A 21638-nucleotide genomic window follows, 5' to 3' on the forward strand; every position below is an offset into this window, starting at 1 on the left:
AAAATCCGTTTGCTGAGATTCGGGCAGTTTCTTACTGTAGCGCCAATTAACATCCAGGTGAGAAATGCACAATGAAAAAGACTCTCTTTAAAGGTTCCGTTATTAGCTGTGCCCTCGCTCTTTTGACGAGTTATTCTGCACACGCTATTACGTTAAAAGTCGCAGATAACCATCTCGCTATCGATTCGACCGTTTTAGCGCTCAAATCTATGAACGACGAATTAAAAAAAACCACTAATGGCGAAGTGAAATTACGTATTTTTGCCAACGGTGCGCTGGGCGATGAAACTCAGGTTTTACAGGATGTGCAGAAAGGGACCGTCGATATGGCGCGTGTTTCTGTTTCTAACCTGCAATCGTTCAATGACAAGTTTTCGATTCTTTCCATGCCGTATCTGTTCCCCAGCAACGAAGCTTATCTGAAGTTCAGTCTCAGTCCGTTGGCTGATACTTTCTACGCATACCCAGAATCCAGCGGTATTAAAGGGCTGACGTTCTATACCAGCTCGTTCCGTTCGTTCTATACCCGCGATAAAGGCATCGAAAAACCCGCAGATTTAAAAGGCGTCAAAATTCGCGTCATGGCCGACCCAACCGTACTGAATATGATGAAACGCCTGGGAGCAACCGCCACACCGCTGCCGTACAGCGAAGTCTTCGGTGCCATGCAGCAGGGTGTGGTCGATGGCGCAGAAAATGCCGTTTCGACGCTAACGGATGCCCGCCATGGCGAAATGATGAAAGCCTACTCTTTTGATGAACATACGCTGGTGCCTGACATTGTGGTTATCAGCAGCAAAACGTGGGCAAAACTGACGCCAGATCAACAGGTAAAACTGAAACAAGCCGCACTGAACTCCGCCGTAATGCAGACCGAAGAGCAGGCAAAAGTACAGGCGAAAGCGAAGAAAGATGCCGAAGCGATGGGCGTGAAATTCTACTACCCAGAGAAAAAAGCCTTCCAGGATTTAGTGGAACCGATGTACGCCGAGCTTCCCGCCGACAAAATGCAGCAAGTAACCGAAATCCGTAATTCAATGCAATAAAAGCAATTAGCCTGTAAAGCCAGACGGCTGGCTTTACAGGGCGAGCTTTTCCGGAGTACTTCATGAACCTTCAAACCTTTAAGTCATACCTTGATAAAGGTATCGGGCTGCTGGTGGCGTGCCTGCTCACCGCCTTGTGCCTGATTGCGATGTGGCAGGTTTTTACCCGCTATATCCTTAACGACCCCAGCACTTACACCGAAGAATTACTGCGTTACATTATGATTTGGATGGGTTTTTTAGGGGCAGTTTGCTGCTTCTCTTCCCAGCGCCATTTAGCTCTGACGCTGCTGGAATCGAAACTCAATATCCGCCTGCGTGTAAAGCTAAATACTCTGCATCACGTGATTATTATGGTTTCCATTTTCTTCGTCATGATCCTCGGCGGCTGGCAATTTATGCTCGAAGGCATGGGTCAACGCTCCAGTACGCTGGGCATTCCAATGGGTTGGATCCACGCCATTATTCCTTTGAGCGGCGTGCTTATTATTTTGCTGGAAATCATCAATATCATCAGCAATTGCCAGGGAAAGAATGCCCATGATTGATTCCGAAATTCTCATCGCTTGCAGCATGCTGCTGGGCAGCTTTATTTTCTTTTTAGTGCTCGGATTACCGGTGGCGATTGCCATTATGGTGTCGTCGATTTTCACGCTGATTTTCAGCATGTCGGTGGGGGATATTCTCTATTCCGGCAGCCAGAAAATGTTTACCGGCATCAACAACTTTGGCCTGTTAGCGGCACCGTTCTTTATTCTTTCCGGTAACTTAATGAATAAAGGCGGGATAGCCCGACGGCTGGTTAACTTAGCGATGCTGCTTGGCGGGCGCATTCCTGGCTCGCTGGCGCATGCCAACGTTATCAGTAATATGCTGTTTGGAAGTGTGTGCGGTTCCTCCGTTGCCGCCGCTTCTGCGGTCGGTGGTTTTATGGGGCCGCTGCAAAAAGAGAAAAACTACGATCCGTACTTCTCCGCCGCCGTTAACATTGCTTCAGCACCTACCGGTTTGCTTATTCCCCCAACTGGTTTGTTTATTGTCTTCTCATTAATGACCGGAACTTCGGTAGCAACGTTGTTTGTTGCCGGTTATGTGCCGGGGATTTTAATGGGCCTCGGTGTGATGTTTTATGCGTGGATCTATGCCAAAAAACATAACTATCCGGTAGAGGATAAAGTGCCGTTAAAACAGGCGCTGCGTATTGTTTTTGATGCCATTCCTAGCCTGTTAATGATTGTGGTGGTGATTGGCGGAATTATTGTTGGCATATTCACCGCGACCGAAGGCGGCGTCATCTCGGTTTTCTACGGGCTTATTCTTTCGCTGTGTTATGGCACCATTAAGCCGAAAGATTTACCGGCAATTATGATCGAGTCGGCGATTATTTCCGGCATGATTTTATTCCTGATTGCCGCTTCGTCGTTTATGTCGTGGGCGATGACCTGGCTGTCTATTCCGGATACCGTCAGCGAACTGCTGCTGTCTGTTTCGGAAAACCCGATTATTATCTTGCTGATCATGAACTTACTATTGGTGATTGTCGGCACCTTTATGGATATCAGCCCGGCATTACTGATTTTCACACCGATCTTTTTCCCGATTACACAAAGCATCGGCATGGACCCGATTCACTTCGGCGTGATGCTGGTCTTTAACTTGTGTATCGGCAATATCACACCGCCGGTGGGCAGCGCCTTATTTGTGGGTTGCAGCATCGCCAATGTGCCGATGGAAAAAGTCATTAAACCGTTATTACCGATCTTCGCCATCGAATTTATTTTATTGCTGGTGGTGACTTATATTCCTGAAATTTCATTATTCCTTCCCCATTTATTTGGCATGAGCTAAGAGGTTTATCTGATGCACCAATTTACTTTATCTGCCTTTGCAGATGAGATTTCGCCGTGGCTGGAAACACAAATGGATGTGCTGGATAAATTCAATATCCGCCATATCGAGATGCGCGGCGTGAATGACCGCCCGCTGGTAGAACACACCTTAGATGAAGTGAAATTAATTAAACAACGCCTGGATGAGCGCGGCTTTGCTATTTCCTCTGTCGGTTCGCCCATTGGCAAAATTGGCCTCGATGAAGATTTTGACGCGCATCTTGACCTGTTTCGTCACACCTTAAAAATCGCCCAAATTCTTGAAGCGCCATACATCCGCATGTTCAGCTTCTGGATGCCGAAAGATGAAGATCCGCAGCAATACTGGCCGGAAGTGTTGCACCGCTGGCAGCAACTGGTTGTCGCCGCCGAAGGCTATGACGTCACGCTACTGCACGAAAACGAAAAAGACATTTTCGGTGATACCGCCGAACGTTGCCTGCAACTGCTGGAAGCGCTGAATACGCCGAAAGTCAAAGCGGTTTTCGACCCGGCAAACTTTGTGCAGTGCGGCGTCACTCCATTCCCGGATGCGTTTACGCTGCTGCGCAAACACGTCGTCTATATCCATATTAAAGACGCTCTTTTCGCCACGGGCGATGTCATGCCTGCGGACCTGGGTGACGGGCGCATCGGCGATATGCTGGCAGAACTGGCAGCCTGCGGTTACCAGGGATTCTTGTCCCTTGAGCCCCATCTGGCCGATTTCAGCGGTTTCAAAGCATTAGAAAATAGCGCGATAACCAGTGACAAAATGGACCATGGTGAAGCCGCATTTACCTGCGCGGTGAACGCCCTGAATAGCGTCATTAATGAGCGAGGCCTGTAACATGGAAAAAGTACGCTTTGGCATTATTGGAGTTGGCAATATGGGCACCGTTCACGCCCGTTATTTGCTGGCAGGTACGGTGAAAGAAGCGGTTCTTAGCGCCGTTTGCGATAACAATCCGCAAAAGCATGAGGCGATTCGTCAGGTGGTTGGGGAAAATATCCCGCTGTTTAGTGACGCAGAAGAAATGCTGCAAAGTGGGCTTATCGACGCGGTATTAATCGTCACGCCCCACTACGACCACCCGGCGCTGGCCATGTTGGCGATGCGCAACGGCATTCATACTTTGTGCGAAAAGCCCGCAGGCGTCTACACCGCGCAAGTGCGTGAAATGAATGAATGCGCGCAGCAGTGCGATGTACTTTTCGGCCTGATGTACAACCAGCGCCCTAACCCGCTGTACCAGAAAGTAAAAGACCTTATCGACAGCGGCGAGCTGGGTGAAATCCGCCGCTCAAACTGGATCATTACTAACTGGTATCGCTCGCAAAGCTATTACGATTCCGGAAGCTGGCGCGCCACCTGGAAAGGCGAAGGCGGCGGTGTGCTGCTAAACCAGGACCCGCATCAACTGGATTTGTGGCAGTGGCTGGTGGGGATGCCGGTTCGCCTGCGCGCTTTTTGCCAGTTTGGTAAACATCGCAAGATTGAAGTGGAAGATGAAGTGACCGCTTACGCGGAATACGCCAACGGCGCGACCGGCGTGTTTATTACCACCGTGGCAGAAACCCCCGGCACCAACCGCCTGGAGATTATCGGCGATAAAGGCAAAGTGGTGGTTGAGGAAGGCAAGCTTCGCTACTGGCGTTTGCGGGAATCCGAAACCGAGTTCAACGCCCGCTGGACCGGCGGATTTGGCGAACCGGAGTGCTGGGAAGTGCTGATCTCTACCGCGTCTGAATGCAGTGAACATCATGTGATTACCCGCAACTTCTGCGCCGCCGTGCTGCGTGGCGAGCCGCTCATCGCACCGGGTGAAGAAGGGATTCGCGGGCTGACGATTTCCAACGCCATGCACCTTTCAAGCTGGACCGACGGTTGGGTAACATTGCCACTCGACGAAGAGCTGTACAAGACACTGCTTGACGAGCGGATTACGCAGTCTGTTGAAAAACAGACCGAAAGCAAAACCCTCGACGCCAGCGGTACCTGGTAACACAGTCACCAAACGCGGGTATCCGTTCTGGTTGCCCGCTCATTCCCCCTTCACATCAGACTGTACAAACCGTTACCCGCGTTCCGTTTACGAATAATTGCTGGCCGTGATATGTTATATGGTAACAATAAACCTCAATGACACAGCCCTCCCAAATGACTGAACCCACCAAACGCTCGCCGTTTAGCTCCCAGGCGCGTGACTCTCTCGCCCCCGCGCAAGCCAGGCTGACCGGCAGATTGGTCGGCGGATTAAGCGCCGCGATCTTCCTGATGATTTTAGTGGCGCTGGTTGTCAGTATGTTCGAGTCATCTTCCCGCTGGCCGGTGCTATTAAGCAGCAATGCCGCAGCCCTGATTTTGCTGGCGATCTCTTTATTTAATGCGCAGCGGATTTGCCAGTGGCGCGCCGGGAAGTTCGCCCCCGTGCCAGAACCTGAAGCACAAACCGAACCCGCTCCCCCGCCGACCATTTACCAGCGGCTTGGGGCGCTGATTCCTGTCAATTTCAGCCGTATCAATGCGTTGCTTAAGAGTGATGGCATTTGGCTCGCTTCGATGGCGCTGTTTGTGTTGTTTGTCGCGCAAGTGGGTTTTGCCACGCAATACCTGGCGCTGGATGAAGGCAACTTGCGCTGGGTGGCGGTTGGGATAATTACCACGGCGATGTTTACCACGCTGGTGGCTGAACGCCATCTGGCGGCCACCGTCGATGAAGCCTGGCCGGAAGCAAAATTTATTGCGCCGCTATTACGCCTGGCTCTGGCGGTGCAATGTCTCACCCTGATCGCGCTAATTTTCCCGGCGGCTAACCTCCCGTTACTGGTCGATCTCCCTGCCATGCTGGTGATTCTGGTCGCGCTTGAGTTCCTGCTGCGCGGCCTGTTTTCCCTGTTTACTCCGCCAAAAGAAGCAGATAGCGAACCGGATTTCCTCGCCAAAAGCCAACTGGCCGCGCAGCTCGTTTGGCCGCCTCGCCCGCTGCTTTTTTTACAGCGCGAGCTGCATCAACACTTTGGGATAGATTTGCGCCAGCTGTGGGCGTTTACCGTGTTGCGGCGGGCTTTTTTACCGGTGCTGACGGTGATGCTGATTTGCGGCTGGTTGCTGACCGGCTTGCAGCAAATTTCTGCCACGCAGCGTGGAATTTACGAACGCTTTGGTAAGCCGGTAAAAGTGTTGTCATCCGGCCTGCATTACGGGCTGCCGTGGCCATTCGGGCAAGTGGTGCTGACGGAAAATGGCCAGGTGCACGAGTTAGCCACAGGTGAAGAACCCGGCACCACCGCGGAACCATTGACCAGCGCCGAAGGTGAAGCACCGCAAAGTGCCGATCGCCTGTGGGACGCGGTGCATAGTTTTGATAAAGCACAGATTATTGCCAGCCAAAGTGGTAGCCAGCAGAGCCTGCAAATCATTAATAGCGATGTGCGTTTTATGTGGCGCATCGGCCTGACCGACAACGCGGCGCTGGCAGCCACTTACAACAGTGCCAATCTGCCAGAACTGATTCGCAGCGCTGCCAACCAGGTGCTGGTGCATCAGTTTTCCTCTCAGACGCTTGAGCAGTTATTGGCTGAGCAACGCATCGCCTTAGCCAGCCAGATTAACCGCGCGGTGCAGCAAAAACTCGATAGCCTGCAGTCCGGCGTCGAACTGTTATCGACCGTGGTCGAAGCCATCCATCCACCCGCTGGTGCAGCGGATGCTTTTCATGGCGTACAGGCGGCACAAATTTCTGCCCAGGCGCTGATTTCCCGTGAACGCGGGCACGCGGCGGAACTGGCGGCCAGCGCACAAACCACCGCGACCACCCGCCAAAATCAGGCACAGATGAATGCCAGCGATGTGACCAGCAAAGCACAAGCCACAGCGGTGCGTTTCGCCGCCCAAAAACAGGCGGTGGCGCAGTCGGGTCAGGTGTTTATTGATGAATTATGGTACAGCCAGCTGCACCAGACGCTCGGCCACAGCCCGCTGTTAATTATCGACCAGCGTATTGGCGCGGGCTCGCCACCGACTATCGACCTGCGCGAGTTTCCTTCATTGAACGATGCAGCACGGCGCGACGCGCCATCCAAACCGACACAGGAGTCTTCCCGTTGAGCCATTCACATCATCATGGTTGCGGTTGCCATCACAGCCATCACTCCGATGCACCCAAAACCAAAGCCTGGAAGCGTATTGCGGGTGCGGGATTGCTGGTTGCTTTGCTGGTCGCGGCGGCAAGCCTGGTGCAGGTGCGCTCTGGCGAATCGCTGATCATTACTCGCTTCGGTAACCCGGTGCGCGTGCTGCTCAACCCTGGGCTGGCGTGGCGCTTACCCGCACCGTTTGAGATGGCGACCGCTGTGGATTTACGGCTGCGTACCACATCGAGCGGGTTACAGGATGTTGGTACGCGTGACGGACTGCGGATCATCGTGCAGTCTTATGCGGTCTGGCAGGTTGATAACACGCCGCAACATGTGCAGCGCTTTATGCGCGCGGTGCAAAACCAGCCCGATGAAGCGGCACGGCAAATCCGCGCTTATTTAGGGTCAGCGCTGGAAACCACCGCCAGCGGTTTTAGCCTCGCGCAACTGGTCAATACCGATAGCCAGCAAGTGCAACTGAACCAGTTTGAAAGCCATTTGCAGGCGCAAATCAGCCAGCCGCTGCTCGAAAGTTACGGCATCCGTTTAGTGCAAGTTGGCACTGAACGCCTGACATTACCGGCGGTCACGCTGAACGCCACGGTCGACCGGATGCGTGCCGAACGCGAAACCATTGCCACCGAGCGCACCGCCGAAGGCAAACGCGCTGCCGCAGAAATCCGCTCGGCAGCAGAACGGGATGCTCGCATTGTTGAAGCTCAGGCGCAGGTTCAGGCGGCAGATATTGAAGCGCAGTCTCAGGTGCAAGCCGCTGAAATTTATGGCAAGGCGTATGCCAGCTCGCCTCAGCTTTACAGCCTGTTGCGCCAGCTTGATGCGCTCAGTGGCGTGGTGAATTCCAGCACTCGCCTGGTGTTACGCACCGATGCCGCGCCGTTCCACCTGTTAGTTGAAGGGCCGAAACTGGATAAAACCCATGAGTGAGCATCAGGTTAATAAACCCGCTGGCCCGTGGACGCAATCCATACGCCTTGCCTTTTATGCGCTGTATGCGCTGACGTTGCTGGCTGCGGCGTCGTGGTTGTTCTCGAACATTCGCCAAATCCCCGCCGACAGCCGCGCGGTGGTGCTGCACTTTGGCGCACAACAGCGCGTGGCTGAAGCGGGTTTGTTGTTAACCTGGCCGAAGCCGATTGACGATGTGGTGATGGTTCCCGCGCCCGACCGCGTTATCGAACATCACGTGACCGCACTGTTACGCTCAGCCGATGCGCAGCGCGGCGATGACAGCAGCGATGCGCTGGCGGGTTCCGGTTACTTGTTAACCGGCGATGCGGGCGTGGTGCAACTGGATATCAGCGTGTTTTATCGTGTGGTCACACCAATGGCTTATGTCTTGCAGGGCGAGCATGTGATGCCAGCACTCGACCGCCTGGTACAGCGCGCAGCCATTGCCGTTTGTGCCTCGCGGGATTTGGATACAATTCTGGTGGCGCGGCCAGAAATGGTCAGCGGCGATTCAAATGTCGCCCAACAGCGCGAACGCCTGCGTGCCGATGTGCAGCACAATATCGAACAGAATCTGCAACGCCTGGCGCTGGCGGGCAGCCCACTTGGTATTACGCTTGAGCGCGTAACCGTGCAATCAACTTTGCCGGAAACCACCGTCACCGCCTTCAACGCGGTATTAACCGCCAGCCAGCAAGCGTCACAAGCGATTGCCACCGCAAATACCGACGCTTCGTTAATACGCCAGAAATCGACACAGCTTGCCGACCAGCTACGCCAAACCGCACAAGCACAGGCACAAGAAAAAGTGGCGAAAGCGCAGTCTGACACCGCGATGGTGAACCGCCTGGCCGGTAGCCATAACGATCCGGATTTGTTAGCGCGAGTGTACCGCGAACGCATTGCGGCGATTCTGGCGCAGGCCGAATCGGTGGTCACCGTATCCCCCCAGGATGATGCCAATTTGATCCTGCAAGCGGCCGGGAAAAAGGAACCGTCTAAACCATGATAACTCATTCAGTGAACCCCGGCAGCGCGCTGTCGCATCAAGAACAACGACAAATCACTCGCCAGTTAATCCTCGCGCTGGTCGCCAGCGGCACGCTCATTTTGGGTTTGCTGTGGCGCTGGATGGCACCGGAGCAAATCGCCGTAGCCGACATTTTATTAGGCTGCGCCTCGTTAATGGTCGCCATCCCCGTCTTGCGCCACGCCTTTTACAGCCTGCGTTACCCGAGCTTGCACGGCATCACCGATCAGCTGGTAGCACTCGCGCTGATCGGTTCGTGGGCGACCGGAGATTTACTCACCGCCGCACTGTTACCGCTGATTATGATCGTCGGCCATATTCTTGAGGAGCGCAGCGTAATTGGCTCGCAGGAAGCGATTGAATCACTGAGTAAACTGACGCGCAGCCGGGCGCGACGTTTTGATGCCGAGGGGCATTTGCATGACGTCGATAACCATCAACTGATGGCGGGCGATATTGTAGAAGTGCGCGCGGGCGACCGCTTGCCTGCCGACGGACGCGTGCTGGAAGGCCAGGCGAGCCTCGATACCGCGCCGATTACCGGTGAATCGGTACCGCAGGAAGTGACACCTGGCATGGAGGTATATGGCGGCGCGATAAATCTCGACGGGCGGTTGCGTATCGAAGTCACGCGCACCGGAGAAACCTCAACGCTTGGGCGCGTGATTGCCCTGATGCAAAGTGCCGAGCAAGCCAGCCCGCCAATTACCCGTTTGCTTGAACGCCACGCGGCGCGTTATCTGCTGCTGGTGTTGTTAATCGCTGCCAGCACCTGGTTTTTGACGCAAAACGCTCAGGCGATGTTAGCGGTGTTAGTTGCCGCTTGCCCGTGTGCGCTGGTGCTTTCCGCGCCCGCGACCTCCATTGCTGGGCTTACCGTCGCAGCACGCCACGGTATTTTAATCCGTGGTGCGGCCTTCCTCGAAGAACTCGCCGAACTGAACGCGGTGATCATCGATAAAACCGGCACGCTGACGCACGGCAAACTGCAACTTCATGAGTTACGCCCGCAAGCAGGAGAATCACCGGAAATTATCTCTGCCCTGGCGGCAAGTCTTGGCGCAACCAGCAACCATCCGGTCAGCCGCGCGCTGGTGAATATCGCCCCGCAAAGCGCATGGCCGCAGCTTGAAAATGTTTATGAACATCAAGGATTAGGCGTATCAGCGACGACAAGTTCGGGCGAAGCGTTTCTCGGCAGGCATGAGCTTTTAAAAACGCAGCTGGCTGATTTACCCGAAGAACCGCCACACGATGGGCCGATTGTCGGGCTGGTGCTGGCAGGCCGCTTCCGTGGCTGGATTTTACTGGCAGACAGCCTACGTGACGAAGCGGCCAGCGCGATGGCAGAACTGCGTGAACTGGGTTTGAATCAGCAATTATTATTGACCGGCGACCGCCAGGCTGTGGCAGAACGCATCGCCAAAAAGGTCGGCATCAATGACGTGATCGCCGGAGCGCTGCCCGCCGATAAACTGCAACAAGTCAGCACGCAAATCGACAACGGCTTCCGGCCCATGGTGGTCGGTGATGGCATCAACGATTCACTGGCACTCAAAGCGGGCGTCGTCGGCGTGGCGATGGGCGCTGGCGGCTCGGATATCGCTATGGCATCCGCCGATATCGTGTTGATTGGCGGTGACTTACGCCGCCTGGGAACCTGCGTGCGCTTAAGCCGCCTGTGCCGCCGCACGCTGCAAGTGAACGTGCTGATTGGCCTGGGCTGGACAGTGGTGATTGTTGCCGCCGCCGCTTTCGGCTGGCTCGGCGCATCCGGCGCGGTGATTGCCGCGATACTGCATAACCTGAGCACGCTGCTGGTGCTGGGCAATGCCGGGCGGATATTAAGGTTTGAAGAAAAATTGAGCGGGTGATGGAAATTGGCGTTGGCAAAATTTATACTATTTGTAAGAACAAGTCTTACATGGAGAGATTTTGATGGCACGAACAGTAACGGTCGATCTCGGTGAAGAACTGCGTGATTTTATTGATTCATTAGTCGATTCAGGGGATTACCGAACGCAAAGTGAAGTCTTGCGGGATGCCTTGCGGCTGCTGCGGGAAAAACAGGCGGAGTCCAGATTACAGCAGTTGCGCGACCTGCTTGCTGAAGGCATCAGCAGCGGAGCTCCACAAATCTGGGAACAGGATACTTTTCTAAAACGGATGAAAGAAAAGGTGAAATCAAATGAGGATAAATCGTAGTTGTAGGGTGGATAAGCGACTAGCGTCATCCACCATTTGCACCGGTTCTGGCGGGGGCGCTACGCTTGCCCGCCCTACGAAAGAGGTTATGTGACCTGTATCAGCAATCTTTATTGGGTCACTCCAGGCAACAAGCATCCGCCTTGCGTTCAAGGCCATGCAGCACAGGAATCAGTGAGCTAATCGCCGCAATCCCGTGCCCCACCTGGCAAAGTGTTTCTTGTGAAAACTCCACCACATTGCTATCCGCAAAGGTAACGAATGATTTACCGATAAAGCGCAGCGTGTGGCAAAGCCCTGCAATGCTCTCTTCGCATTGGCTGGCAAGATCCAGAGCTTCTTCGCTGGTTAAAGAATCGAGATTCACTGCGGATATCGCGTTTGCCATATCGGAATAAAGAACATCCGTATCGGCAAGGTGTGGAAACGTGTGGTCGGTTGATTGTGCTGCTGTGTTACTATTAGCGTCAGCCATAGCATTATCCTAAGTAATGGTTGTGGTTAGAGGCCCGGTTAGTGTTAGCGCACTGCTGGGCTTCGTTGTTTTTGTATGACTCATGTCATACACTTGCATGACAAAATCACTTTAAATTGGTGTCAGACACATGTCAATCATAGAATTTAAAAAGAAAGGAAATAAACAGATCGCATTGCGTGTTGAGCCATCTCTCGAAGAAGGGATTCAAAAAGCATTGAAGCTTGATGGGGATGCTTCTGTTTCAGCCTGGATTAAGCGCATCATCAGGAAAGAATTGCAGTCAAAGGGTATCAAAGCTGATCACTGATCTATCAGTTGTAGGGTGGATAAGCGACTAGCGTCATCCACCATTTGCGCCGGTTCCGGCGGGGGCGCTGCGCTTACCCGCCCTACGAAAGCGGTTATGTAACTGGCCTTAGCAGGCTATATTCAGCTGCCAATTTGTTCGCTCCTCTCGGCTTTATTCACATCCGTAAGTAAACCATCCACTATTTTCTCAAGCCGATGCAATAAACAAATTTATTTAAAAAATTAATGAGTTCCTCCACACTGAATTATCTGAATTTGCAGCGATCTAGCGAAACAGAAAATTAAAAGAACAAACTGTTCAACACGAGTAATAATGGGTGTTGTATCCAATATTGAGAGCCTGTCACATGTTAAGCACACATTTTTTTACAAATAGTCACTTTAACTCCACTGCCAATCGGTTGTATTACTTAAATTGCATCTTAGAGGCTAATAAATGTTTTATTAATTTAATGTCAACGCGGGTATTGAGTTATGACTTTTAGTATTTGTGCAGCCGTTATAGTTAAAAATGAAGAGAGGTGTATAAGCCGATGTATAGAAAGTATTCTTCATAAATTTGATGAGTACTTATTTGTCGATAGTGGTTCATCTGATAATACAAACATTATTATCAATGAAAAATTTTCATCCTCACCATTTAAATTCAAACTATTTAATGTTGAATGGGAAGATAGTTTTAGTAAGCTTAGAAATGTTGCAATTAACAACTGCACTAGTGATGCAATTTTTTTTATCGATGCTGATGAAGTTCTTCTATCAAGTAAAATTGATATAATCAAAAATTTTAGATTCATTTTAGAATCAAAAAATAAACATAAAATCACGTTGTGCCCCATAATTAATAACCATGATAATCATAAACTAAAATCTATCCCTCGTGGTTTTTTTTTGAAGCATGGGTTTTACTACTTCGGGTTTGTCCATGAAGATATAAGGAATACTCGAGTAAGCAACATAGTAAAATTCTTTAGCAGTATAATAATCCAACACGATGGATATAAAAATGAGATCCAAGAAAGTAAAAAAAAGCAAGACAGAAATAAAAAACTAAACTTGCTTAACATCTCCATAGAACCCAATAACTTGCGATGGATATTTTTTTATTGCAGGGATTTAATGGGTATGGTTTCATATAATGAAATTTATTTCACCATGTCACATTTAATTGATATAGATAAAGTTATATTAGATGGATATGGTAAGAAAAAAAAGTCTGTCTATAGTTTTTTAATTCTAGATCTTATATCCACCTTAAAATTAGCGGACTTTAGTTATGAAAACTACTCCGAAATATTAGAGGCGATGGATGATATTCACCCAAACAATGGGAACACATTTTACTATAAAAAAATGAGGGAAATATTAAAATGGAAATCACACATCAATAATATATTATTACAAGCAATTGATTACATTAATGAGAATAACAATCATTCATTTTCCATGCATTCAGATGGATATCATATTGATCAACTACTTGCAATTTGCATGTATGAAAATGGGTATATTGAACATGCAGGAAAAATATTTCTTAGTTTGAAAAACAATGATTTTCAAACAAGCATAATGAATAAGTACATGAAACTATTGTCCAAGCATGGAATATGAGGAGATAAAATGGAAGATAGAATTATTAAGGTTTATATTGTTTGTACACCCAGTTTTTCTCGATGTTTTAGCCCATTAATGATGCAAGGGAATCCTTTGTCGCCATTTATTATTAATCCTGACGACTATATCATTGCGCTACAGAACAAAGTTGTTTCTTATCATTTACCATGGGATATAATTAAAGATAATACCCACGCCGATAGCAATGAAATTCTACAACAAAGTCCTGACATAGTTTTAGTCACCCCGGGACTTAAACTTATGTTTGCAAGAGGAGACATACCAAAAAACAAAATAATACACCTTGATTATTTCAATTACAGTACAAAAAATGTAGATGTAGCAATCACAGATATTAAAAAGGTAATTCATAAATGAGTAAAAAACATAGACTAGCAATTAAAGAAATCACAGACGAGTTTCAGTTGTCATTAGTCTCTGGTGGAAGCGCCGAACATGATAATGGACAAGGAAATAATTCTGGTGGAAATAGTGGTAGTTCTGGTAATGGCCATGATGCCTATCATGACGGATGGAGTAATATCATGAATGGGATCGGTGGAATTATTGGGAGAAACTGTAATGATGGAAATTTTGCCGATGGACCTGAGCACATTGGCACCAACAATAATATGGGCTGTGCTGGTTGGTGATCTTTAACATGATCCCCCTCATATTTTGTTGTTGTGAGGTGGGATGATCTTCATTCATAAGCACGTCGTCATTGTAGTTATCCGTCCGGAAAACCTAACCTTAATAGAAATTTGAGTATAGTCTTATGTTCGTAATCGGCTTAATACTGACTTATACGAGAGTCATCACTAAAGGTCTTTTTCTTCCCATGGCACTATATTCAAGTATGAATGCTCTTGCCCTTACCTTCATAAAAATGCCCTTATTCAGAAGTGAAGTCATCGATAACCAAAATAATACAGGGTATGGTAAAATTATTATCCCGGCCTCGTTTGGTCTGTCGTTCAGTGCAACAGCAACGATTGGATTAATTATCTTAATTTTCACTTTCCTCTATTTTGGTCAGTATACCCGTAAAGCCCCACTATCCGGCATTGTGATGCCTTCCACTGGGCTGATAAAAATCACGCCGCAATATAGCGGATATGTCACAAATTTAACGGTTTCAGAAGGCCAACATGTGACTGTCGGTTCCCCGCTTTACCATATCAGTGGTGAACGCTATAACGGGCAAGGAGCTGGTACGCTGGCAGCCATGAGCCTGTCCCTCAAAACTCAGTATTCGATGCTGGTTTCACAGCAAACGCTGGAACAACGCGATAATAGCCAGCTGCAACAGGCCACCCGGCAGCGGATTTCATCACTTCAGCCGCAAATAAAAAGCGCAGAAGAACGCCTCAGTCAGGCTGAACATCAGGCGCAACTGTCAGCCTCCGTCATGAGCCGCTACCAGAAGCTCGTGTCCACCCATTACGTTTCAGATATCGAGTATCAGCAGAAGCAAATCGAGGTCTCCGCAGCACAGGAAAACGTCGAGAACCAGCGTCAGCAGCTTCTGCAACTGCATACCACGCTGGATGCAGCAGAAGATGATCTGAACCATCTCATCACGCAGGGCGAAAGCCGGCAGGCAGAGATAGACAGGCAACTACAGGGCATCAGGCAGCAGCAGGTTGAGCTGGCAGGACAGGAAAATTTCACGCTAGCCTCGCCAGTATCCGGAACCGTGGCCGCAGTACTCGTCAGGCAAGGACAGTCTGTCACAACCGCAGAACCGGTCATGACGCTGGTACCAGATAATGCCCGCCTGCAGATTGAACTCTACGCGACCAGCCAGAACGCAGGCTTTATACAGCCAGGGCAACGGGTTGCTCTGCGGTTTGCCGCTTTCCCTTATCAAAAATTCGGCGTTCAATATGGCACTATCCGCGAAATTAGCCGGACGACGCTGACTTCCTCCGATTTACTCGCCGTTTCCCCTGTTACCTGGAAAGAAAATGAAGGCCACTATCGGGTGATTGTGGAACCTGAACATACTTTTATTCTGGCTTACGGGCGAAAAGAACCGTTGCTCCCCGGCATGACCCTTGAAGGGGATGTCAGTCTTGATACCCGACACCTGTGGGAATGGCTGACCGAGCCACTCTGGATCCTGAAAGGAAAACTGTAATGGAAGCGCTGAAATGGACTGGAAGGAAGCATCTTCCTGTGATCCGTCAGACGGAGTCTGCCGAGTGTGGTTTGGCCTGCCTGGCGATGATGGCCTGCTGGCATGGTTTGCAGACCGATTTACCCACGCTGCGCGAACGCTTCAGTATCAGTACGCAGGGAATAACCCTTCAGCGGCTGATTGAATGTGCGTCGGGTATTCGTTTGTCATCCCGCGCAGTCAGACTAGAACCTGACGATCTGAAGTCGCTGGCACTCCCCTGTATTCTCCACTGGAACATGAACCATTTTGTTGTGCTTCATAAGGTTCGGGGAAACAGGCTGGTGATACACGATCCTGACCGGGGAAAACTCACACTTTCCCTGCAGGAGGTAGGTAAGCACTTTACCGGGATCGCTCTGGAGTTGACTCCTGCTGGCGATTTTTCACCACGTGATGAAAGAAAAAAATTCCGCCTCCGCCAACTCACTGGTAAAACTCCCGGTTTAATTCCGGCCATGATGCGGATCATTATTTTTGCCCTTGCGCTGGAGATCCTAACGCTGGGTAGCCCCCTGCTTAACCAAATGGTGATTGATGAAGTGCTGGTAGCAGCCGACCAGAGTCTGCTAACTACTATCATTATCGCCCTGATACTGCTGTCCTTGACTCAGTTGCTGCTGTCATTGGCCCGTCAGTGGGCCAGTATTACCCTGTCCGTCAATTTTAATATGCAGTGGACCGCACGGGTTTTTCATCATCTGACACGTCTTCCCCTGACCTGGTTTGATGCCAGAAGTAAAGGGAGTATTAGTGCTCGCTTCGGCGCCGTAGATACTATCCAGCAGGCGCTGACCACACAGATACTGGAAGGCATTCTGGATGTACTGCTTGTCGTGACGTCATTGAGCATGATGTTGTTATACAGCCCGGAAATGACACTGATAGCCATAGTGGCGTCGGTTGTCTACGCACTGCTGAGAGCGATTTGGTATCCGTCTTTGCGGCAATCCGCAGAAGATACCTGGGATGCAGGAGCGCGGGAGTCCAGCCATTTTATTGAAACTCTGAATGGCATCCTAAGCTTGCGGATCAATGGTGTTATTGCTCAACGTGAAGCAGCCTGGCTTAACCTCAATGTGACCCGCAGAAACACACAGTTACGCCAGAGTCGACTGACCATGTGCTATGACATTGCGCACACACTGACAGGCAGTCTGGTATCAGCCATTATTCTGTGGAAAGGGGCGGGTGAAGTCCTGAACGGAACCTTTACTGTCGGTATGCTCGTTGCTTATCTATCCTATCAGGGGCGCTTTTCTTCCAGTATCAGCAGCCTGACAGACAAGTTTTTTTCGTGGCGCATGTTGGATATTTATAACGAACGGCTGGCCGATATTGTGATGAGCCCTGCTGAAGGGCAGCAACAGGGTGTACCGCCGGATAACAGCATGCAGGACATTACCCCAATGGTTCAGGGGATAGTCTCAAGTGAAACATCTTCCCCGTTATCACTGGAGCACATTACCTTCAGCCATAGAGGTAGCAATACTCAGGTTATCAATGATATATCGCTGACTCTAAACCCAGGTGAGGTCGTGGCCATCACGGGGAAATCCGGCTGTGGGAAATCGACTCTGGTAAAACTTATCCTGGGGATTCATACCCCAGATGAAGGCGTTATCCGGACTTTCGGCATCCCCCATACTCATCCAGATTATTTTCAGGTTCGACAGCGCATAGGAACCGTATTGCAGGAAGACCATCTATTCCGCGGGTCTATCGCCGATAACATCATTTTCTTTAGTGAAGAGCGCAACTCAGAACGCATGATGCTGTGCGCAAGGTTGGCACTGATTGACAGCGATATTATGGCAATGCCGATGGGATACCAGACATTAATTGGCGAAACCGGTGGAGGGCTTTCCGGCGGGCAGAAGCAACGTATTCTACTGGCGAGGGCATTGTACAAGAAACCTGGCTTTTTATTACTGGATGAAGCCACCAGCCATCTGGATGTAGAAAGCGAAATTATTATTAGTCAGACGTTGCGCCAATCCGGTATTCCGGTACTGCTCATTGCTCACCGCCCAGAAACCCTGGCTTCAGCAGATCGCATTCTCATTATGGATAGAGGAGCGCTCTTTGAGGAGATCACCGAGAATTAGGTGACAGGAGAAAAAGTGAAATCAAAGGATGATTAATTCCAGTTCCAGTTATAGAAAGATAAGCGAAGATCGTCATCCACCATTTGCGCCGGTTCCGGCGGGGGCGCTGCGCTTACCCGCCCTACGAAAGCGGTTTTTGTCCTCTGGCAGCCTCACACACCCTTACGCTATACTACCCGTTGAAATTGCTGGCCCAACCTCCACGGACTGGCAGTCAAAATGTACTAACCCTTAGATTTTCAACTTTCCTTCCGAGGCTCTGGCTCTAAAGCCGGATAAACTATGTTAAACAGTATTTTATTAATACTTCTTCTTATCTCCGTCAGTGCGTTCTTCTCTATTTCGGAAATCTCACTGGCTGCATCCCGCAAAATCAAACTCAAGCTGCTGGCTGATGAGGGCAACTTGAACGCACAACGCGTACTGAAAATGCAGGAAAGCCCTGGCATGTTCTTTACCGTGGTGCAGATTGGCCTGAACGCGGTAGCCATTCTCGGCGGTATCGTCGGTGACGCAGCGTTTTCCCCGGCTTTTAAAGTCCTTCTGGAGCGTTTTTTCTCCCCAGAAATGGCTGACCAATTGAGCTTTATTCTTTCCTTCACGCTGGTCACCAGCCTGTTCATTTTGTTTGCAGACCTCACTCCGAAACGCATCGGTATGATTTCGCCTGAATCTGTTGCTTTGCGAATCATCAACCCGATGCGCTTCTGTCTGTTTATCTTCCGTCCGCTGGTGTGGTTCTTCAACGGCCTGGCCAACGTCATTTTCCGCATTTTCAAACTGCCGATGGTGCGCAATGACGACATCACCTCCGATGATGTGTATGCCGTTTTTGAAGCGGGTGCATTGGCGGGAGTGTTGCGTAAGCAAGAGCATGAGTTGATTGAGAACGTGTTCGAGCTGGAATCGCGTACCGTGCCGTCATCCATGACGTCGCGCGAAAATATCATCTGGTTTGATTTGCATACCGACGAGCAGAGTCTGAAGAATAAAATCGCCGAGCATCCTCACTCCAAGTTCCTGGTGTGTAATGGCGATATCGACCATATCGTCGGCTATGTTGATTCAAAAGAGTTGCTGAACCGCGTATTGGGCAACCAAAGCCTTGCGCTCAACAGTGGCGTGCATCTGCGTAATACGCTGATTGTTCCCGATACATTGACGCTGTCCGAAGCGTTGGAAAGCTTCAAAGCTGCGGGTGAAGACTTTGCAGTTATCATGAACGAGTACGCGCTGGTGGTGGGTATCATTACGCTGAACGACGTGATGACCACACTGATGGGCGACCTGGTCGGCCAGGGCATGGAGGAGCAAATTGTTGCTCGTGATGAAAACTCCTGGCTGGTTGAAGGCGGCACACCGATTGATGACGTGATGCGCGTGTTGGATATCGATGAGTTCCCGCAGTCTGGCAACTATGAAACCATTGGCGGCTTCATGATGTTTATGCTGCGTAAAATCCCGAAGCGTACTGATTCAGTGAAGTTTTCTGGCTACAAATTCGAGGTGGTGGATATTGATAACTACCGCATCGACCAGTTGCTGGTGACACGTATCGATAATAAACCAACGCCGTTGACGCCAAAACCGGCGGATGGTGAAGAACAGAACGCAGCTTAATTCTCAAAATCCAGAAACACTAACGGCACCCTCGGGTGCCGTTTTTGGTACTACTTATGGCTTCAAGCCATCTCCGCCTGCATACGCAAAACCTGGCGGTTTACCTCTGACATAACAGATAGATGCTGCTTATCTTTCACTTTTGGGATAAGAATCTTGCCCTTATCAAATTCAAAAGCGCCAACGTCCTTGATGTACAACCGTCCACGAAACAGGATTTTCACGTACTTCGCCACCTGAAGCGGGTTGTACCGTTGGAAAATTTTCATTCTTCTTCTCTCCTGCAGTGTTAACGCCCCTGCGGTTCCACATTTGGCCCGACAAAACGAGGCGGAAAATTTGGTGCCTGGAAACTATAGTCCATATACAAACCGACACCTAGTTTGCACAATCTTATTTACCGTATGATTACAATTTCTCAGAATAATCTTTGCAAATGTAAACAAATCTAAGCTTAAGCCTTCGAATTACAGGGATATGTGCGGCACCCCGCAAACTGGCATTGTTGTTGCGGGACAGAAAGCTATTCAGCACATATGCTTAAAACGTCACGACGAGTGGTCGGATCACCTGCAATCTTTCGCCAATAATAAGATAAGGAGTCATCATGTCCCTACGCACAACCCTTGCGCTTGCCCTGTTGCTGTTACCTCTTGCAGCATCGGCACATAATTTCGAGAAAAATCAGCGTGTCTCACCGATTGGCATTACGGATAAAGGTGAGTTGATGCTCGATAATGATAAGTTTAGCTACAAAAGCTGGAATAGCGCGCAGCTGGTGGGGAAAGTGCGAACGCTGCAACTTATTGCCGGGCGCACCAGTGCGAAAGAGAAAAATGCCGGTGTCGTTGAAGCAATTAAAGCGGCTAAATTCCCCCATGACCGCTATCAAACCACCACGATTGTGAACACCGATGACGCGATTATTGGCACCGGGATGTTTGTGCGCAGCAGCCTGGAGAGCAACAAGACTCAGTATCCGTGGTCGCAATTTATCGTCGACAGCAACGGCGTAGCGCAAAAATCATGGCAGCTCGAAACCGGCAGTTCAGCGATTGTGGTGCTGGATAAACAGGGCCGTGTTCAGTTTGCCAAAGATGGCGCACTGACTCAGGAAGAAGTGCAGCAGGTGATAAGCCTGCTGCGAGAACTGTTGAGTAAATAGCTGCTTAGTAAATCGAGACCCGGAAACCAGGGTTTAAGAATGACTCGCGCGGGGTGTAGTCGAGCGACTTACCCTGCCAGTCATGAACGTGTGCACCAGCCGCTGCCGCAACCGCGTGGCCTGCTGCAGTATCCCAGATGTTGGTTGGCCCAAAACGTGGATAAAGCTGCGCCTGTCCTTCCGCCACCAGGCAAAACTTCAGTGATGAACCAATGGATGTCGTCTGGTGTTCACCCAACTGATGAAGATATTCTTTCAGTTCGTCGTCGCCATGTGAACGGCTGATCACCACCAGCGGCGGGCGGGCATCGCGCACATGGATTTGGTTACGCGCGCCATTTTCTTCCTTCCAGGCTTTGCCTTCTGCCGCGCTATACATCACGTTCAGAACTGGCGCAAACACCACGCCCAACACGGCTTTGCCGTTTTCGATAAGCGCGATATTGACGGTGAATTCGCCGTTACGTTTCAGGAACTCTTTGGTGCCGTCCAGCGGGTCCACCAGCCAATAACGCTGCCAGTGCTGGCGCGTTTCCCAGGTCTGCGGATCTTCTTCAGAAAGTACCGGAATCTCTGGCGTAAGCGCTTGCAGCCCCTTCAGGATAATGGTGTGAGCCGCAATGTCAGCTGCCGTCACGGGTGAGTCATCGGATTTATGGGTCGCCTCCAGCGGCTTTTGCCCCTCATAAACCTGCATGATGGCAACTCCAGCCTCCCGAGCCAGTTGGCAAATTTTATCTAACATTCTCCACCTCATGTTGTGTCACACAAATAACCTGTTGTTTTACTTATACCCTAAATAATTCAAATTGCATCGAGGCGGCAAGAGAACAAGTGCCGATGAGCTTACATCAGTAAGTGATTCGGGCGCGTTCACGCAGCCAACAATGAGGCAATTTGAAGT

General features: G+C 50.2%; 21 protein-coding genes. 18 read left to right on the top strand and 3 right to left on the bottom strand.

The features are described from left to right. Positions 1 to 71: 71 nt before the first annotated feature. The 10 genes from MNO13_RS21830 to MNO13_RS21875 all read left to right on the top strand — a co-directional run bounded on the left by MNO13_RS21830 (position 72) and on the right by MNO13_RS21875 (position 11258). On the top strand, positions 72 to 1046 hold the full coding sequence (locus MNO13_RS21830) for a TRAP transporter substrate-binding protein (RefSeq protein ID WP_064540616.1): 975 nt from the start codon (positions 72 to 74) through the stop codon (positions 1044 to 1046). Positions 1047 to 1108: 62 nt separating this feature from the next. Beyond that, the gene (locus MNO13_RS21835) at positions 1109 to 1594 is read left to right on the top strand and encodes a TRAP transporter small permease (protein WP_064540619.1); all 486 of its coding nucleotides are present in this window, start codon (positions 1109 to 1111) and stop codon (positions 1592 to 1594) included. Next, positions 1590 to 2894, top strand: coding sequence for a TRAP transporter large permease (locus MNO13_RS21840; RefSeq protein ID WP_370090873.1), 1305 nt, complete (start codon positions 1590 to 1592; stop codon positions 2892 to 2894). Before MNO13_RS21835 ends, MNO13_RS21840 begins: the two co-directional genes overlap by 5 nt. Before the next feature lie 12 nt (positions 2895 to 2906). Beyond that, positions 2907 to 3764, top strand: a complete 858-nt coding sequence (locus MNO13_RS21845) for a sugar phosphate isomerase/epimerase family protein (protein WP_241939308.1) — start codon at positions 2907 to 2909, stop codon at positions 3762 to 3764. 1 nt (position 3765) lies between these two features. Further along, positions 3766 to 4920: a Gfo/Idh/MocA family protein gene (locus MNO13_RS21850; RefSeq protein ID WP_121814450.1), complete on the top strand. Its 1155-nt coding sequence runs from the start codon at positions 3766 to 3768 to the stop codon at positions 4918 to 4920. A 137-nt stretch (positions 4921 to 5057) separates the two neighbouring features. After that, positions 5058 to 7025, top strand: a complete 1968-nt coding sequence (gene hflK / locus MNO13_RS21855; protein ID WP_064540632.1) for a protease modulator HflK — start codon at positions 5058 to 5060, stop codon at positions 7023 to 7025. Further along, positions 7022 to 7999, top strand: coding sequence for a protease modulator HflC (gene hflC, locus MNO13_RS21860; protein ID WP_202914391.1), 978 nt, complete (start codon positions 7022 to 7024; stop codon positions 7997 to 7999). Before hflK ends, hflC begins: the two co-directional genes overlap by 4 nt. Further along, a complete protein-coding gene (locus MNO13_RS21865; RefSeq protein ID WP_232887237.1) occupies positions 7992 to 9032 on the top strand; it encodes an SPFH domain-containing protein in 1041 nt (346 codons plus the stop codon). The genes hflC and MNO13_RS21865 overlap by 8 nt, the downstream gene beginning before the upstream one ends. After that, complete coding sequence (locus MNO13_RS21870; RefSeq protein WP_241939309.1) at positions 9029 to 10927, top strand: heavy metal translocating P-type ATPase; 1899 nt, start codon at positions 9029 to 9031, stop codon at positions 10925 to 10927. The genes MNO13_RS21865 and MNO13_RS21870 overlap by 4 nt, the downstream gene beginning before the upstream one ends. A gap of 64 nt (positions 10928 to 10991) precedes the next feature. Further along, on the top strand, positions 10992 to 11258 hold the full coding sequence (locus MNO13_RS21875; protein ID WP_121814454.1) for a type II toxin-antitoxin system ParD family antitoxin: 267 nt from the start codon (positions 10992 to 10994) through the stop codon (positions 11256 to 11258). A gap of 118 nt (positions 11259 to 11376) precedes the next feature. On the opposite strand, the gene MNO13_RS21880 is transcribed toward MNO13_RS21875, so the two are convergent. Then, complete coding sequence (locus MNO13_RS21880; RefSeq protein WP_241939310.1) at positions 11377 to 11733, bottom strand: hypothetical protein; 357 nt, start codon at positions 11731 to 11733, stop codon at positions 11377 to 11379. A gap of 130 nt (positions 11734 to 11863) precedes the next feature. Here MNO13_RS21880 and MNO13_RS21885 point away from each other — a divergent pair, with 130 nt between their 5' ends. From MNO13_RS21885 to paeA, 7 genes are all read left to right on the top strand, one after another. Next, positions 11864 to 12043, top strand: coding sequence for a hypothetical protein (locus tag MNO13_RS21885; protein WP_121814456.1), 180 nt, complete (start codon positions 11864 to 11866; stop codon positions 12041 to 12043). Positions 12044 to 12519: 476 nt separating this feature from the next. Beyond that, positions 12520 to 13656 carry a glycosyltransferase gene (locus MNO13_RS21890; RefSeq protein WP_241939311.1) on the top strand — a complete coding sequence of 379 codons (1137 nt, stop codon included), beginning with the start codon at positions 12520 to 12522 and terminating at the stop codon, positions 13654 to 13656. Positions 13657 to 13665: 9 nt separating this feature from the next. Next, on the top strand, positions 13666 to 14037 hold the full coding sequence (locus MNO13_RS21895) for a hypothetical protein (protein WP_241939312.1): 372 nt from the start codon (positions 13666 to 13668) through the stop codon (positions 14035 to 14037). Further along, a complete protein-coding gene (locus MNO13_RS21900) occupies positions 14034 to 14312 on the top strand; it encodes a hypothetical protein (protein ID WP_241939313.1) in 279 nt (92 codons plus the stop codon). Before MNO13_RS21895 ends, MNO13_RS21900 begins: the two co-directional genes overlap by 4 nt. Before the next feature lie 236 nt (positions 14313 to 14548). After that, entirely contained in the window at positions 14549 to 15802 is a 1254-nt protein-coding gene (locus MNO13_RS21905; protein WP_241940095.1) for an HlyD family secretion protein, read from the top strand. Continuing rightward, positions 15802 to 17949, top strand: a complete 2148-nt coding sequence (locus tag MNO13_RS21910) for a peptidase domain-containing ABC transporter (RefSeq protein ID WP_241939314.1) — start codon at positions 15802 to 15804, stop codon at positions 17947 to 17949. Before MNO13_RS21905 ends, MNO13_RS21910 begins: the two co-directional genes overlap by 1 nt. A gap of 282 nt (positions 17950 to 18231) precedes the next feature. Beyond that, entirely contained in the window at positions 18232 to 19569 is a 1338-nt protein-coding gene (paeA, locus tag MNO13_RS21915; protein WP_064540660.1) for a polyamine export protein PaeA, read from the top strand. A 62-nt stretch (positions 19570 to 19631) separates the two neighbouring features. Here paeA and MNO13_RS21920 read toward each other — a convergent pair whose 3' ends face one another. Beyond that, positions 19632 to 19838 (bottom strand): DUF1107 domain-containing protein, encoded by a 207-nt coding sequence (locus tag MNO13_RS21920; protein ID WP_121266826.1) that lies wholly within the window; start codon positions 19836 to 19838, stop codon positions 19632 to 19634. A gap of 338 nt (positions 19839 to 20176) precedes the next feature. Between MNO13_RS21920 and MNO13_RS21925 the strand changes: the two genes are divergently transcribed. Then, positions 20177 to 20734 carry a YtfJ family protein gene (locus MNO13_RS21925; RefSeq protein ID WP_064540663.1) on the top strand — a complete coding sequence of 186 codons (558 nt, stop codon included), beginning with the start codon at positions 20177 to 20179 and terminating at the stop codon, positions 20732 to 20734. Positions 20735 to 20738: 4 nt separating this feature from the next. Here MNO13_RS21925 and cysQ read toward each other — a convergent pair whose 3' ends face one another. Beyond that, positions 20739 to 21479, bottom strand: coding sequence for a 3'(2'),5'-bisphosphate nucleotidase CysQ (gene cysQ / locus MNO13_RS21930; RefSeq protein ID WP_133522971.1), 741 nt, complete (start codon positions 21477 to 21479; stop codon positions 20739 to 20741). Positions 21480 to 21638 lie beyond the last annotated feature (159 nt).

The organism is Buttiauxella ferragutiae (assembly GCF_022637515.1).
In the GTDB taxonomy this organism is placed as follows: domain Bacteria; phylum Pseudomonadota; class Gammaproteobacteria; order Enterobacterales; family Enterobacteriaceae; genus Buttiauxella; species Buttiauxella ferragutiae.

Bases quoted from the DNA above. Each gene is read 5' to 3' on its own strand.
- MNO13_RS21890 (WP_241939311.1), top strand. From the start codon at position 12,520: ATGACTTTTAGTATTTGTGCAGCCGTTATAGTTAAAAATGAAGAGAGG.
- MNO13_RS21875 (WP_121814454.1), top strand. From the start codon at position 10,992: ATGGCACGAACAGTAACGGTCGATCTCGGTGAAGAACTGCGTGATTTT.
- MNO13_RS21830 (WP_064540616.1), top strand. From the start codon at position 72: ATGAAAAAGACTCTCTTTAAAGGTTCCGTTATTAGCTGTGCCCTCGCT.
- paeA (WP_064540660.1), top strand. From the start codon at position 18,232: ATGTTAAACAGTATTTTATTAATACTTCTTCTTATCTCCGTCAGTGCG.
- MNO13_RS21845 (WP_241939308.1), top strand. From the start codon at position 2,907: ATGCACCAATTTACTTTATCTGCCTTTGCAGATGAGATTTCGCCGTGG.
- MNO13_RS21850 (WP_121814450.1), top strand. From the start codon at position 3,766: ATGGAAAAAGTACGCTTTGGCATTATTGGAGTTGGCAATATGGGCACC.
- cysQ (WP_133522971.1), bottom strand. From the start codon at position 21,479: ATGTTAGATAAAATTTGCCAACTGGCTCGGGAGGCTGGAGTTGCCATC.
- MNO13_RS21870 (WP_241939309.1), top strand. From the start codon at position 9,029: ATGATAACTCATTCAGTGAACCCCGGCAGCGCGCTGTCGCATCAAGAA.
- MNO13_RS21865 (WP_232887237.1), top strand. From the start codon at position 7,992: ATGAGTGAGCATCAGGTTAATAAACCCGCTGGCCCGTGGACGCAATCC.
- MNO13_RS21910 (WP_241939314.1), top strand. From the start codon at position 15,802: ATGGAAGCGCTGAAATGGACTGGAAGGAAGCATCTTCCTGTGATCCGT.
- hflK (WP_064540632.1), top strand. From the start codon at position 5,058: ATGACACAGCCCTCCCAAATGACTGAACCCACCAAACGCTCGCCGTTT.
- MNO13_RS21905 (WP_241940095.1), top strand. From the start codon at position 14,549: ATGCCCTTATTCAGAAGTGAAGTCATCGATAACCAAAATAATACAGGG.
- MNO13_RS21925 (WP_064540663.1), top strand. From the start codon at position 20,177: ATGTCCCTACGCACAACCCTTGCGCTTGCCCTGTTGCTGTTACCTCTT.
- MNO13_RS21895 (WP_241939312.1), top strand. From the start codon at position 13,666: ATGGAAGATAGAATTATTAAGGTTTATATTGTTTGTACACCCAGTTTT.
- MNO13_RS21900 (WP_241939313.1), top strand. From the start codon at position 14,034: ATGAGTAAAAAACATAGACTAGCAATTAAAGAAATCACAGACGAGTTT.
- MNO13_RS21880 (WP_241939310.1), bottom strand. From the start codon at position 11,733: ATGGCTGACGCTAATAGTAACACAGCAGCACAATCAACCGACCACACG.
- MNO13_RS21835 (WP_064540619.1), top strand. From the start codon at position 1,109: ATGAACCTTCAAACCTTTAAGTCATACCTTGATAAAGGTATCGGGCTG.
- MNO13_RS21885 (WP_121814456.1), top strand. From the start codon at position 11,864: ATGTCAATCATAGAATTTAAAAAGAAAGGAAATAAACAGATCGCATTG.
- MNO13_RS21920 (WP_121266826.1), bottom strand. From the start codon at position 19,838: ATGAAAATTTTCCAACGGTACAACCCGCTTCAGGTGGCGAAGTACGTG.